The sequence below is a fragment of the Oceanirhabdus seepicola genome (genome assembly GCF_023684385.1).
Taxonomy (GTDB): Bacteria; Bacillota; Clostridia; order Clostridiales; family Clostridiaceae; genus Oceanirhabdus; species Oceanirhabdus seepicola.
Genome location: NZ_JAGSOJ010000003.1, coordinates 340,520 through 354,732 on the forward strand (window position 1 = coordinate 340,520; position 14,213 = coordinate 354,732).

A 14,213-nucleotide genomic window follows, 5' to 3' on the forward strand; every position below is an offset into this window, starting at 1 on the left:
TACATTTAATTAATTATCTGCTATAATTGCGTAGAACCCTATTCTAAGATTTGCGATTCACCAACGTTATCTTGGATAGTGGGGATAAATTTGGAGGTGTAAAGATGGATAAAGCAACTAAGTTAGAAATCATTAAAGAGTACGGAAAATGTGAAGGAGATACTGGTTCAGCAGAAGTACAAGTAGCATTACTTACTCACAGAATTAAGCATTTAACAGAGCATTTAAAAATGCACAAGAAAGACCATCACTCAAGAAGAGGATTATTCATGATGATAGGTCAAAGAAAGAGATTCCTTAGCTACATCAAAGCTAGAGATATTAATGAGTATCGTGCTTTAATCAAGAAATTAGGAATAAGAAAATAATTAAAAGAGTGGCAATGCCGCTCTTTATTTGTATATCTACAAGACATAATATTATAAATTTTATAATAAAATTTATAACTTTGACAATAATATAAATAGTAATATTACTTATAAAAATAATTATATTCACATTTTATTTGAAAAATACGAAAAATTGATAATAATATGGTATAATATATATCTATAGGAAATTTCTAAAATGAATTGGAAATATAAAATTTTGATATAATACATAGGAATTTGGAGGTAAGATATGAGTCATGTACTAGAAACTTCGTTCGCTGGAAGAACGTTGAAAGTAGAATGCGGAAAAACTGGCATGTTATCTGACTGTGCAATGTTTGTCAGCTATGGAGATACAGTTATAATGGTAAATGTTAACGCATCTAAAGAGCCAAGAGAAGGCATTGACTTCTTTCCATTAAGTGTTGAGTATGAAGAAAGACTTTATTCAGTAGGTAAAATACCTGGTGGATTCATTAAAAGGGAAGGAAGACCGTCTGAAAAATCTATTTTGAGTGCGAGAGCAATTGATAGACCATTAAGACCATTATTCCCAAAAGGATACAGAAATGATGTTCAAATAGTTTGTACTGTAATGTCAGTTGAACAAGATAATTTACCAGAGTTTATTGCAATGAATGCTGCTTCATTAGCTTTGTGTGCATCAAGCATACCATTTACTTCTCCAGTAGCAACAGTTTCTATTGGTTTGATTGATGGAGAATATATTGTTTTTCCTAATGCAGAGCAGAGAGAACAGAGTATCATGCAACTGACTGTTTGTGCTACAAAAGAGAGAGTTATGATGATTGAAGCAGGCGGAGAAGAAATAGATGAAGAAACTATGATAAATGCTATCAAGTTCGGATTTGATCAATGTCAGCTATTAATTAAATTCCAAGAGGAAATAGTAGAGAAATGTGGTAAAGAAAAACCAGAACCAAAATTACACTCAGTAGATAAGACTATTGAGGCAGAGGTTCGTGAGTTTGCTTTTGAAATGACAAAAGAAGTTATGTATATCATTGATAAAGAAGAACGTGCTCTTAAGATGAAATCTCTTAGAGAAAAAATTGATGAAGAATTCGGTGAAAAATACGCTGATAATCGTTCGGATATTGCAGATACACTATATAAGATGCAGAAAGATATAGTTAGGAATATGATGCTAAATGAACGTAGAAGACCAGATGGAAGAGCTTTTGATGAAGTAAGAAATTTAGAAAGCGAAGTATCATTATTACCTAGAACTCATGGTAGTGGATTATTTACTAGAGGATTAACTCAGGTAATGACTGTAGCTACATTAGGAGCTCTAGGAGATGCACAAACATTAGATGGTCTTGGTGCTGAAAGTCATAAAAGATATATGCATCATTATAATTTCCCATCATATAGCGTTGGTGAAACTAGACCAATGAGAGGACCAGGTAGAAGAGAGATTGGACATGGAGCACTTGCAGAAAGAGCTCTTGAACCATTAATACCAAGTGAAGAAGAATTCCCTTATGCAATTAGAATGGTTTCTGAAGTTCTTAGTTCAAACGGGTCTACTTCACAAGCAAGTGTATGTGCTAGTACATTAGCTTTACTAGATGCAGGGGTTCCAATTAAGAGACCAGCAGCAGGTATAGCTATGGGATTAATAACTAGTGAAGATTTATCTAAAGAAGCTGTTATGACAGATATTCAAGGATTAGAAGATTTCTTTGGAGATATGGACTTTAAAGTTGCAGGAACTGAGAAAGGTATTACATCTATCCAAGTAGATACAAAAATAGCAGGTCTATCAGAGTATATAATTAAAGAAGCTATACATGGAGCAAAGAAAGCTAGATTACAAATATTAGATGTTATTAAAGAGTGTATACCTACTCATAGAGAAGAACTATCTAAATATGCACCAAGAATGCATAGTATTCAAGTTCATCCTGATAAGATTAGAACTATTATCGGACCAGGTGGAAAGACTATAAAAGGTATTATAGCTGAAACAGGAGTATCAATTGATACAAATGATGATGGAAAAGTTGTTGTAATGTCAAATGATGCTGAAAATGCTGAAAAAGCGCTAGCTATGATAAAAGAACTTTTAAGAGAAGTTGAAGTAGGTGAAATCTATCTAGGTAAAGTAACTAAGATTACTAACTTCGGGGCTTTTGTTGAAGTATTACCTGGTAAAGAAGGTCTTGTTCACATTTCTAAACTTGACCACAAGAGAGTTGCTAAAGTTGAGGATGTAGTTACTGTTGGTGATGAAATTCTTGTTAAAGTAACTGAAATTGATGCTCAAGGTAGAGTTAATCTTTCAAGAAAAGATGCTATAGAAAATAGTGAAAAAGATAATAAAGAAGAAAAATAATGAGAAGGGCAGAAATGCCTTTTTCTTTTAAATTAAAGAAGGAGAATACTTATGTATAATATTTATTCTTTAAAGAACGGATTAAGAGTTGTTACAGAAAAGATAGAATACGTTAATTCAATAAGTGTTGGGATATGGATGAAAATCGGTGCTAGAAATGAAAGAAAAGAACAAACTGGTATTTCACATTTCATTGAGCATATGCTTTTTAAAGGAACAAAAAACAAAAGTGCAATGGATATAGTTAAATCAATTGAAGATGTTGGTGGACACATTAATGCTTTTACAGGTAAGGAAACTACCTGTATATATGTGAGAGCATTAAATACTCATGAAAAATTATGTGTGGAAACTTTAGCTGATATGATTTTTAATTCATTATTTAATGAGGAAGATATTGAAAAAGAAAAAATGGTTATCGGTGAAGAAATAAACATGAATGATGATTCACCAGAAGATCTTTTGACTGATCTCCAATGTGAAGCAATGTGGGGAGATGGAGGTCTATCGAATACAATATTAGGAACAAAAGAATCAATTGGAAAATTAAATAGTGAGAAAATTAAAAAATATATAAGAGAAAATTACATTCCAGAAAATTGTGTTATTTCAATATGTGGTAATTTCTCAGATGATATGGGCAAACTTATTGAAGAAAATTTTTCAGAATGGGAAAATAAAAATCACTTAGTTAGAACTTACGATGTTCCAGTTAAAGTGAACAACAATCTTTTTAAACCAAAAGAGATTGAACAACTTCATATTAATATGGGATTAGAAGGAATTGAATTGGGAAGTGATGATATGTATCCACTTGCAATATTAACAAATAGGTTTGGTGGAGGTGCATCATCAATTTTATTCCAGAAGGTAAGAGAAGAACAGGGACTATGTTATTCTGTATATGCGTTCAATTCTGCCTATGTTAACACGGGAGCACTAAATATTTACGGTGCACTTAGTCCAAATACAGTTCAGCAATTTATTGATATTACCAGTGAAGAAATTGATAAATTTAGTAAGTTTAAGTTTAGTGAGGACGAATTATATAAAGCTAAGGAACAATTAAAAGGAGGCTATCTATTAGCACTTGAGAATACAAGCAATAGAATGTTCAGTAATGGACGTACTGTGCTTATGAGCGGTAGAGTAAAAACTCCTGATGAGATTTTAGGGAAAATTGAAGCTATAGACAATAATAGAATAGAAGTAATTATGGAAAGAATTTTTAAAAAGGGTATACTTAATTACACTTTTGTAGGAAGTGGTCAAGACAATGTATCTGTTGAAAACTTAAGAATTCTTAAATAAGACATATTCAAATAAATATCTATGTATAATAAAAGACCTTCTAACATAATTATTAATAAAATACTTATGATCAGGAGGTTGGTTTTTTATGGATAAAAAGCGTAAATACTTTAGTGATATGGAAAAATATGAAATTATAAATATCAATGATGGTGACAAATATAGCTATCTTGGCCATAACGATGTTATAATCGACGAAGATGGTAATCTTAAGAAAATCATGTTAGGTGGCTCTGAAGGGAAGATATCATTATTTGCAAATAAAATTCCTACTGTTGAAATTCCATGGGATAGGGTGAAAAAGATTGGTAGTAAAACAATCATTATTGATTTTGAAGGTGAATTAGAGAAATAGCACTTTTTGCAATATAAATATCACTAAATGTAATACATTATATAAATAATGAGGTTATAATATAGATAAAACTACTTCTTTATATCATTGAAGTAGTTTTATCTATATTAATTAGAATAGACTTTGTACACAAAAATATTTTTTAGAAATATTGTATAATAAAGGACTTTGGAGGATAACATGAAAATTGTAGTTCAAAAATTTGGAGGTACTTCTGTTGCTACCCCTGAAAGAAGAAGTTTAATAATAGATAAAGTTCAAAAAACCATTGATAGAGGTGAGTTACCAGTTGTTGTGGTTTCTGCTATGGGGAGGAATGGTGATCCATATGCAACAGATACACTTTTATCACAAATAAATCCAAGATTAAAAACAGAACAACCAAGAGTTGTAGATATGCTTATGAGTTGTGGAGAAGTTATTAGTTCTGTAGTAACAAGTTCTGAGATGTTACTAAAGGGTATAAATGCAATTCCTTTGACAGGTGGGCAAGCAGGTATAATAACTGATGAGAATTTTATGGAAGCTGATTTTATTACTGTTGATACAGAAAATTTAAAAAGTTTATTAAATGAAGGTAAAGTACCAGTTATAGCAGGATTTCAAGGAAGAACAAAGAACTGGGATATCACAACAATAGGAAGAGGGGGAAGTGATGTAACAGCTTCCCTAATTGGTGCGTATTTAAAGGCTGAGAGAGTTGAGATATATACGGATGTTGATGGAATACTTACCTCAGATCCCAATATAGTCCCTAATGCATCACTGATTAGAAATATAAGTTATGAAGAAAGTTTCCAATTTGCTTATGAGGGTGCAAAGGTTATTCATCCAAGAGCAGTGGAAATTGCTCAAAATCATAACTTACCACTCCTTATTAAAAATACCTTATCTAATAGCGAGGGAACTTTAATTAATAATGATGTACACCTTGAAAGGAAGAGAATAATTACTGGGATAGCTAGTAGGAGTAAAAGAGTACAAGTTACTGTAGCTTATGATGGAAACGAAAATTATTACTCTATGTTCACAGTTTTAGCTGATAATGGTATTAGTTTAGATTTAATAAATGTTTTTCCAAAACAAAAGATATTTACAATTGATAGTCACAAATTAAATGATCTTAAAAATATATTCAATAAAATGAATCTTAAATTTGATATTACAGAAGAATGTTGTAAGATATCATTGATAGGAGCAGGTATGAGAGGAACTCCTGGTGTTATGGCAACAATTTTAACAGCTTTAACCAGAGAAAAAATTGAAGTTCTACAAACAGCGGATTCTCACAACACAATTTGGTGTTTAGTAAATGAAAAAGATAGAGATAAATCAATTATAGCTTTGCATAAACAATTCGATTTATAGGCATATTTGACTTGTTATTTATTTTCATACGCCTTAGGTGAATAGGTACACCTCTTAATGGATACAATATGTTTGTTAGGAGGTGTATTTTTATGGATAAGGAAATACATATAAAGGAAACTAAGGGAGAGAGTAATGCTAATCTTTCCGAAGAAGCATCAAATATAAAAGAATTAGGTGTGACTAATGTACCTAAGGCTGAGGATAATAGTATACATGTACTTCCGATAATCGGCACTATTGAAGGGCATATGGTTCAATCCCCACAAACTAAAACAACTAAATATGAGCATGTTATTCCACAACTAGTATCTATAGAAAGAGATAGTTCAGTAAAAGGAATTCTAATTATATTAAATACAGTTGGAGGAGATGTAGAAGCTGGATTGGCTATATCAGAAATGATAAATAGTATTAGTAAACCAACTGTTTCTTTGGTTATAGGAGGAGGTCACTCTATAGGTGTGCCATTAGCCACCAGTGCTAAATATAGTTTTATTTCCCCAACAGCCACTATGATAGTTCATCCAATAAGAATGAATGGATTGGTATTAGGTGTTCCACAGACATTTGAATATTTCAGAAAAATGCAAGAGCGGATAACCAACTTTATTGTTAGAACATCAAATGTTAGTGAAGACGAGTTTAATCGTCTTATGTTACAGACTGATGAACTTTTAAATGATATGGGAACAATATTAATTGGAGAAAAAGCAGTTGAGTATGGTTTGATTGATGAGGTTGGAGGAATAAGAAAAGCTATTGATAAGTTGAATGAATTGATAGAAGAGAGTGAAAAATAAAATGTGGTTTCTGCATATGCAGAGACGGCGGCATTTACAATTCTGAATTTGTTTTTGAAAGCACGAATAGCGTGCTTTTTTTCTGTTTGGGTAGGAATTACTATAGTAGATGTAGAATACATAAAAAGGAGGTGAAAGAATGGCTAAGAGGAAAACAACAAAAAACAAAAGAAAAGAAACAAGACAACCAGTAAGAAAAACAAGGGAAAAAGAGAAAACTAAAAAAAATAATGATGCTATTGGGATTTTGCTTATAACTGTAGGAATATTAATGTTATTAAGTATATTTTCAAACTATGTAAATGGTCTATCCATGGGTAGTTTTGGAAAAATTGCTTTTCAAACATTAAAGAGCCTCTTTGGTATAGGATCATTTATTGTACCATTTTTAGTGATGGCAGTAGGGTATATGTACATAATATCTAAGAATAAAGTTAAATATTCAAGTAAGTTCTTTGGTATAATCTTGATAGTAATTAATATTATGATTCTTTTAAATATTTTCAAATATGATATATTCTATAGTCCAGCAGATATGAAAACTGCTATAGAAAAAATATATGATAGTGGAACTATATTGCACGGTGGTATAATATCTTTTTTATTAACAGTTCCACTTTGTACGATATTTGGTAAAACAGGTGGGGTGCTTATAGTATTTGCAGGATTTTTAATAGGTGGTATATGTATTACCGAGATGGAGATGCAACACCTGTTTGCTAATATTAAATCTTATATATCTTCACGTAAACCAGATAAAACCAAAAGAGTCCGCGAATCACAGGAAGATAAGATTGCTCCAAAAGTTGAAAAAAATAAATATGAAAAAGAGTATGTTGATAATAATGACAATAGAATTAAAATAATTGATTTTGTTAAATCAAATACATTAGATGAGACAGCTGTTACTGAAAATCAAAAAGAGGCAGTGACAGCGAGAGAAAATGATGTTGCCACGGATGAGAATATACCGATAATTGAAGACTCAATGGAACATAAGGAAGTAAAAAAGAAATCATATCAAAAAGAAAAGCAAATTAAATCAGAGGTCATTGAGAGTATTGAAGAAGATGTTAAAGAAGAAATAATTACAAATTCAATAATCCAAGATACAGAGAAAAAAGAGTATGTTTTCCCTAGTATAGAACTTTTAAATGAGAATAAAGAAGGGTTACAGAGCAAAAGTGATAAAAGGGAATTATTACAAGATGCAAATAAACTAGCTAGTACATTGAAAAGCTTTGGAGTTAAAGCAAAGGTTGTACAGGTAACAAAAGGTCCATCTGTAACTCGCTTTGAAATACAACCAGAGGTTGGTGTTAAAGTATCTAAGATTGTTAATCTATCAGATGATATAGCTCTTAACTTAGCTGCACCATCTATAAGAATTGAAGCTCCAATTCCAGGTAAAGCAGCTGTTGGAATCGAGGTTCCAAATAGGAAATTGCTACCTGTGTTGTTTAGAGAAATAATAGATAGTTCTATTTTCCAAGAAGATAAAGGTAACCTTACAATTGGATTAGGAAAGGATATAGCAGGAAAATGTATTACTACTGATGTGGCTAAGATGCCTCATGTACTTGTAGCTGGAGCAACGGGATCAGGTAAATCAGTTTGTATAAACTCCTTAATAATTAGTTTGCTTTATAAATATACTCCTGAAGAAGTTAAGTTATTAATGATTGATCCTAAGGTTGTAGAGTTAAATGTCTATAATGGTATACCTCATTTATTAATTCCAGTTGTTACAGATTCAAGAAAAGCTGCAGGAGCATTAAGTTGGGCAGTAGGTGAGATGGAGAGAAGGTATAAAGCATTTGCAGATAATGGGGTTAAAAATATTGAAGGATATAATGAACTTCATTCCAAAGGAATAATTGAGGAAAAAATGCCTTTTATTGTAATAGTAATTGATGAGTTAGCTGATTTAATGATGGTAGCACCAAAGGATGTAGAAGGATATATTGCTAGATTAGCACAAAAGGCAAGAGCATCAGGAATGCATCTTGTTATTGCAACACAGAGACCATCAGTAGATGTAATTACTGGTATGATTAAGGCAAATATACCTTCAAGGATAGCTTTTGCAGTATCTAGTCAGGTGGACTCTAGAACAATTATCGATTCATCTGGAGCAGAAAAGTTATTAGGTAAGGGGGATATGTTATTCCTTCCAATTGGTGCATCCAAGCCAACAAGAATTCAAGGGGCATTCATATCTGAGAAAGAAGTAGAGGAAGTAGTGAACTTTATTAAAGTAGATCAATGCCAAAATGAATATAAGGAAGATATAATTGACGCAATAGACAATAATACTAAATATGAAGGGGATAAAAAATCAGATGTTGATCCATTGCTAAATGAAGCCATTGAGTTTGTTATCAAGCAACAAAAGGCATCCACTTCAATGTTACAGAGAAAATTTAAAGTGGGCTATAATAGAGCAGCAAGAATCGTAGATGAGATGGAAGAAAGAGGAGTTATATCGGGACCAAATGGAAGTAAGCCTAGACAAATTCTAATGTGTTCTGAAGATGTAGATTAATATACTTCCATGAAAATTTATGAGTTTTATGTTATAATGTAGTTTGTTTGATTTAAGTACGAAATTAACGGAGGAAGAAATGAAAGATATAAAAGTTGGTTTAATAAATTTAGGATGCGATAAAAATAGGATTGATTCAGAGATAATGTTAGGCAGAATGAACAAAGAGCTTATCCTTACAAATAATATAGAGGAAGCTCATGTTCTTATAATTAATACATGTGGGTTTATTGAGGCATCAAAACAAGAATCTATAAATACTATTCTTGAAATGGCTAGCTACAAAGAAGATAAGTGCAAAGTGTTAATTGCAACAGGTTGCTTAACGCAGAGATATGGAGATGAACTATTAGAATTGATGCCGGAACTAGATGCAATTCTTGGTGTTAACGACTATGATAAGATTCTAGAGGTTATTGAAAAAGCCTTTATAACTGATGAAAAGATAGTTCTATGTAGCACTGACTCTAAAGGAGTAAATGAAGGTGAGAGAGTCATTACCACAGGTGCACATTCAGCATATTTAAGAATTGCAGAAGGGTGTGACAATAAATGTGCATATTGTGCTATTCCAGGTATTAGAGGGAAGTATAGAAGTCGAACTAAAGAAAGTATTATTGAAGAAGCAAAAAGTTTAGCTAAACAAGGTGTTAAAGAGGTCATTCTTGTAGCACAAGATACTACTTGCTATGGAAAAGACATATACGGTAAGAAAGTATTACATGAGTTAGTAAGGGATATTAGTTTAGTAGAAGGACTTGAGTGGATAAGAATACTATATTGCTATGCAGAAGAGATAACTGATGAACTTATAAAAGAGATTAAAGAAAATGATAAGGTATGTAAGTACTTAGATATACCAATGCAACATATCAGTGATAACATTCTTAAGAAAATGAGAAGAAGAGGTAGAAGAGCACAAATTGAAAGTAATGTAAGAAAATTGAGAGAAGAAATTCCAAACATTAATTTAAGAACTACGTTTATTGTTGGGTTCCCAGGAGAAACAAATGAAGATTTTACAGAATTATATGAGTTCATCAAAGAGGTAAAATTCGATAAAATGGGTGTATTTAAATATTCAAAAGAAGAAGGAACAGAAGCGTATAATATGGAAGATCAGATTGATGAAGATATTAAAATTAAAAGAGAAGAAAAGTTAATGCTTCTACAACAAGGTATTTCATATGAAAAGAACCAATCATTGATTGGAAGAACATTCAAGGTATTAGTTGATAACTTCGATGGAGAAGTGTATGTAGGTAGAAACTTTGGAATGGCACCTGAAGTTGATGGAGACGTTATCATAAGCTGTGAAGAAGAATTGACACTTGGAAGTTTTATAAACGTTGAAATCACTGGTGCAATGGAATATGATCTAATTGGGGTGATTAGTAATGAATCTTGCAAATAAACTTACAATGTTAAGAATAATAATGGTACCGTTTTTTTTGGTTTTTATTTCAATTGAAAGTATACCATATGGTGTAGAAATTGCTACAGGGATATTTATATTAGCTTCATTAACAGATAAATTAGATGGATACATAGCAAGATCAAGAAATATGATAACTGATTTTGGAAAGTTTATGGATCCACTTGCAGATAAGCTATTAGTTACAGCTGCACTAATAGCATTAACTTATATGAGAATTGTACCAGCGTGGATAGTTGTAGTAATAATCTCAAGAGAGTTTGCAGTATCAGGTTTAAGAACTCTTGCGGCTAACAAAGGTATAGTAATTGCAGCTAGCTGGTGGGGTAAAATAAAAACAGTAATACAAATGTTAGCAATAATATTAGCATTAGTTAATATTGTAATAGAAAGTGCAGTGCTTACGAATATAACATCTGTTTCTATGTATGCAGCTGTAATCATAACAATAATTTCAGGTTGGGATTACTTTGCAAAAAATAGTAATGTTATAGCTACAAAGTAAGAGGTATAAAAAAAAAAGAACAGTCAATATTAAAAGATAGCTCCTAAATTTTAGGGGCTATAGAATTTATTGGCTGTGGGAACTTTTGTAATAAACCTGTTGACTAATAAAAATTAATAATGTATAATTGTTTGTAGAACGAGTGTTCGATGTAACGGAGGTGAACCCATAGGGGATAATTATGAATAATGAGAAATTAAAAGCAATCGAATCAGCGATGGGACAGATAGAGAAGCAATTTGGTAAAGGTTCAATAATGAAACTAGGGGAGAAAAAGGCGGTTAATGTAGGCGCAATCTCAACTGGAAGTTTAAGTTTAGATATAGCACTTGGTGTAGGTGGAGTTCCAAAAGGAAGAATAATTGAAATTTATGGGCCAGAAAGTTCAGGTAAAACAACTGTAGCGCTACATATAATAGCAGAAGCTCAAAAATCAGGTGGAGCAGTAGCATTTGTTGATGCAGAACATGCATTGGATCCTCTTTATGCAGGGAATTTAGGCGTTGATGTAGATAATCTTATAGTATCTCAGCCAGATACTGGAGAACAAGCACTTGAAATTACAGAGGCTCTTGTAAGAAGTGGAGCGATTGATGTTATAGTTGTTGACTCAGTTGCAGCTTTAGTGCCTAAAGCAGAGATAGAAGGAGAAATGGGAGCTTCTCATGTTGGACTTCAGGCTAGACTTATGTCACAAGCACTTAGAAAGCTGGCAGGAAGTATTAGTAAAACTAATACAGTAGCGATATTTATTAACCAACTTAGAGAAAAGGTTGGAGTTATGTTCGGAAATCCAGAAACAACTCCAGGTGGAAGAGCATTAAAATTCTATTCATCTGTTAGATTAGATGTAAGAAGAAGTGAAACAATAAAACAAGGTGACGAGTTTAAAGGTAATAGAACAAGAGTTAAGGTTATTAAAAATAAAGTTGCACCTCCTTTCAAAACAGCAGAATTTGATATTATGTATGGTTTAGGAATTTCCAAAGAAGGAAATCTAGTTGATGTAGGTGTAAAAGAAGAAATAGTACAAAAGAGCGGGGCTTGGTTTGCATATGGCGATGTAAGATTAGGCCAAGGAAGAGAGAATGCAAAAAAATTCTTAGCTGAAAATATAGAAATTGCTATGGAAATTGAAAATAAGATTAGAGAAAAATACAATCTAAAAGCAGCAGAAGTAAATGTAGAAAAGAAAGAAGAAAAAAAAGATAAAAAAGAAAAATAAACAATTGCAGTAGGAGTAATTTCCTGCTGCAATTGTTTATTTTATGAGAAGATATTATTTGAAAATTTAGAGTATTAAACTCTGAAAAAGAATAATGTCAAACTTTCAATTTTAGAAATATTGACATCACTTGACATAAAAGAAAAAGTAATATAAAATAAATACAAATGCATAATAAAAAAGTTGCCAATTTTTAAAACACCTTTTAACTTAATAATAAATTGACATTAATATCTAGGGAGGTGTTCATTATGCCATATGCAATAGCAATAATAGTTCTACTTCTACTTATCGCTATTTTCATTGGTTTTAGAAGCTTCATATATTATCAGAAGAATAAATCAATTGCTAATATAGCGAAGTCTGAAGAGAAAGCTAAAGAAATCATAGAGAATGCAAAAAAAGAGGCAGAATCTCAAAAAAAGGAATCAATAATTGAAGCAAAAGAAGAGGTTCACAAGCTTAGAAATGACTTAGAAAAAGAGTCTAGGGAAAGAAGAAATGAAAATCAAAGACTTGAAAGAAGAGTTATCCAAAGAGAAGAAGTATTAGACAAAAAAAGTGATTCTCTTGAGAAGAAAGAAGAAGCTCTGGCTAAAAAGAGTGAAAATCTTATCAATCTTGAAAAAGAGGTTGGAATTCTTGTTGATAAACAAAGAGGAGAGCTTGAAAGAATATCGGGTTTAACTAGTGAAGAAGCAAAAGATATTATTCTAAGTAATATTGAAAAAGAAGTTAAACATGATGCTGCAATGATGATTAAAGAAATTGAAAGCAAAGCTAAAGAAGAAGCTGATAAAAAAGCTAGAGAAATTATTACCTGTGCTATACAGAGATCTGCAGCTGACCATGTAGCAGAATCAACTGTAAACGTGGTATCGCTTCCTAATGATGAAATGAAGGGAAGAATCATAGGAAGAGAAGGAAGAAACATTAGAACATTAGAAACATTAACAGGAATTGACTTGATTATTGATGATACTCCGGAAGCTGTTATTATTTCTGGGTTTGATCCGATAAGAAGGGAAGTTGCTAAAATAGCCCTTGAGAAATTGATAGCTGATGGAAGAATTCATCCGGCTAGAATAGAAGAAATGGTAGAAAAAGCACAAAAAGAAATTGAATTAGTTATTAAAGAAGAAGGCGAACAAGCAACTTTTGAAACAGGCGTTCATGGATTACATTTAGAATTAGTTAAATTGTTAGGAAGATTAAAATTCAGAACTAGTTATGGTCAGAATGTGTTAAAGCATTCAATTGAAGTAGCATATTTAGCTTCAATTATGGCATCTGAATTAGGTATTGACCCAACTATTGCAAAGAGAGCTGGATTACTTCATGATATCGGTAAAGCAGTAGATCATGAAATGGAAGGACCACATGCATTATTAGGAGCAGAGATTGCTAAGAAATTTAAGGAATCTCCGGCTGTAGTAAATGCAATTGGAGCTCACCATGGTGATTTAGAGCAAACTTCTATAGAAGCTGTACTGGTTCAAGCGGCTGATGCAATTTCTGCAGCAAGACCAGGTGCAAGAAGAGAGACTTTAGAAGCTTATATTAAGCGTTTAGAGAAACTTGAGGAAATAGCAAATTCATTTGAAGGTGTAGATAAATCATTTGCTATACAAGCGGGAAGAGAAGTAAGAATAATGGTTAAACCAGATGAAGTTGATGATTTAGGATCTGTTGAAATGGCTAGAACCATTATTAAGAGAATTGAAGATGAGATTGAATATCCAGGACAGATAAAAGTTAACGTAATTAGAGAAACAAGAGCAGTTGAATATGCGAAATAATCCTCTTATAATAAGAGGATTTTTTTTGATTAAAAATATTTGAATGGAAGAGCGAAATATAAATTCCTCATTTTAAGTGTCTGAAATTATAATATTATTAAAAATGAAATTTATCCATCATTTTAAAAGTAACT

Annotated in this window: 11 protein-coding genes; all 11 read left to right on the plus strand. The window is 31.8% G+C overall.

Annotation, left to right across the window (positions count from 1 at the left end; genetic code table 11):
* The first annotated feature begins 104 nt into the window (after positions 1-104).
* The 11 genes from rpsO (at position 105) to rny (ending at position 14,079) form a co-directional block, all read left to right on the plus strand.
* Entirely contained in the window at positions 105-368 is a 264-nt protein-coding gene (gene rpsO / locus KDK92_RS15415; RefSeq protein WP_250860231.1) for a 30S ribosomal protein S15, read from the plus strand.
* A gap of 253 nt (positions 369-621) precedes the next feature.
* Complete coding sequence (locus KDK92_RS15420; protein ID WP_250860232.1) at positions 622-2,733, plus strand: polyribonucleotide nucleotidyltransferase; 2,112 nt, start codon at positions 622-624, stop codon at positions 2,731-2,733.
* Between the two features lie 51 nt (positions 2,734-2,784).
* Positions 2,785-4,044 (plus strand): M16 family metallopeptidase, encoded by a 1,260-nt coding sequence (locus tag KDK92_RS15425; RefSeq protein ID WP_250860233.1) that lies wholly within the window; start codon positions 2,785-2,787, stop codon positions 4,042-4,044.
* An 88-nt stretch (positions 4,045-4,132) separates the two neighbouring features.
* Positions 4,133-4,399 carry a YlmC/YmxH family sporulation protein gene (locus tag KDK92_RS15430; RefSeq protein ID WP_250860234.1) on the plus strand — a complete coding sequence of 89 codons (267 nt, stop codon included), beginning with the start codon at positions 4,133-4,135 and terminating at the stop codon, positions 4,397-4,399.
* Positions 4,400-4,579: 180 nt separating this feature from the next.
* Positions 4,580-5,767 carry an aspartate kinase gene (gene dapG / locus KDK92_RS15435; protein WP_250860235.1) on the plus strand — a complete coding sequence of 396 codons (1,188 nt, stop codon included), beginning with the start codon at positions 4,580-4,582 and terminating at the stop codon, positions 5,765-5,767.
* Between the two features lie 92 nt (positions 5,768-5,859).
* The gene (locus KDK92_RS15440; RefSeq protein WP_250860236.1) at positions 5,860-6,570 is read left to right on the plus strand and encodes a ClpP family protease; all 711 of its coding nucleotides are present in this window, start codon (positions 5,860-5,862) and stop codon (positions 6,568-6,570) included.
* Between the two features lie 139 nt (positions 6,571-6,709).
* The gene (locus tag KDK92_RS15445) at positions 6,710-9,115 is read left to right on the plus strand and encodes an FtsK/SpoIIIE family DNA translocase (protein WP_250860237.1); all 2,406 of its coding nucleotides are present in this window, start codon (positions 6,710-6,712) and stop codon (positions 9,113-9,115) included.
* Positions 9,116-9,194: 79 nt separating this feature from the next.
* Complete coding sequence (gene rimO, locus KDK92_RS15450; protein ID WP_250860238.1) at positions 9,195-10,529, plus strand: 30S ribosomal protein S12 methylthiotransferase RimO; 1,335 nt, start codon at positions 9,195-9,197, stop codon at positions 10,527-10,529.
* Complete coding sequence (gene pgsA, locus KDK92_RS15455; RefSeq protein WP_250860239.1) at positions 10,513-11,055, plus strand: CDP-diacylglycerol--glycerol-3-phosphate 3-phosphatidyltransferase; 543 nt, start codon at positions 10,513-10,515, stop codon at positions 11,053-11,055. Before rimO ends, pgsA begins: the two co-directional genes overlap by 17 nt.
* 181 nt (positions 11,056-11,236) lie before the next feature.
* On the plus strand, positions 11,237-12,280 hold the full coding sequence (gene recA, locus KDK92_RS15460; protein ID WP_250860240.1) for a recombinase RecA: 1,044 nt from the start codon (positions 11,237-11,239) through the stop codon (positions 12,278-12,280).
* Positions 12,281-12,531: 251 nt separating this feature from the next.
* Complete coding sequence (rny, locus tag KDK92_RS15465; RefSeq protein WP_250860241.1) at positions 12,532-14,079, plus strand: ribonuclease Y; 1,548 nt, start codon at positions 12,532-12,534, stop codon at positions 14,077-14,079.
* The last annotated feature ends 134 nt before the right edge of the window (positions 14,080-14,213 follow it).

What these genes read in the sequence shown, in the direction of transcription:
- recA (WP_250860240.1), top strand. Translation starts at nt 11,237, where the DNA reads ATGAATAATGAGAAATTAAAAGCAATCGAATCAGCGATGGGACAGATA.
- rpsO (WP_250860231.1), top strand. Translation starts at nt 105, where the DNA reads ATGGATAAAGCAACTAAGTTAGAAATCATTAAAGAGTACGGAAAATGT.
- KDK92_RS15440 (WP_250860236.1), top strand. Translation starts at nt 5,860, where the DNA reads ATGGATAAGGAAATACATATAAAGGAAACTAAGGGAGAGAGTAATGCT.
- KDK92_RS15430 (WP_250860234.1), top strand. Translation starts at nt 4,133, where the DNA reads ATGGATAAAAAGCGTAAATACTTTAGTGATATGGAAAAATATGAAATT.
- KDK92_RS15420 (WP_250860232.1), top strand. Translation starts at nt 622, where the DNA reads ATGAGTCATGTACTAGAAACTTCGTTCGCTGGAAGAACGTTGAAAGTA.
- KDK92_RS15445 (WP_250860237.1), top strand. Translation starts at nt 6,710, where the DNA reads ATGGCTAAGAGGAAAACAACAAAAAACAAAAGAAAAGAAACAAGACAA.
- dapG (WP_250860235.1), top strand. Translation starts at nt 4,580, where the DNA reads ATGAAAATTGTAGTTCAAAAATTTGGAGGTACTTCTGTTGCTACCCCT.
- rimO (WP_250860238.1), top strand. Translation starts at nt 9,195, where the DNA reads ATGAAAGATATAAAAGTTGGTTTAATAAATTTAGGATGCGATAAAAAT.
- KDK92_RS15425 (WP_250860233.1), top strand. Translation starts at nt 2,785, where the DNA reads ATGTATAATATTTATTCTTTAAAGAACGGATTAAGAGTTGTTACAGAA.
- pgsA (WP_250860239.1), top strand. Translation starts at nt 10,513, where the DNA reads ATGAATCTTGCAAATAAACTTACAATGTTAAGAATAATAATGGTACCG.
- rny (WP_250860241.1), top strand. Translation starts at nt 12,532, where the DNA reads ATGCCATATGCAATAGCAATAATAGTTCTACTTCTACTTATCGCTATT.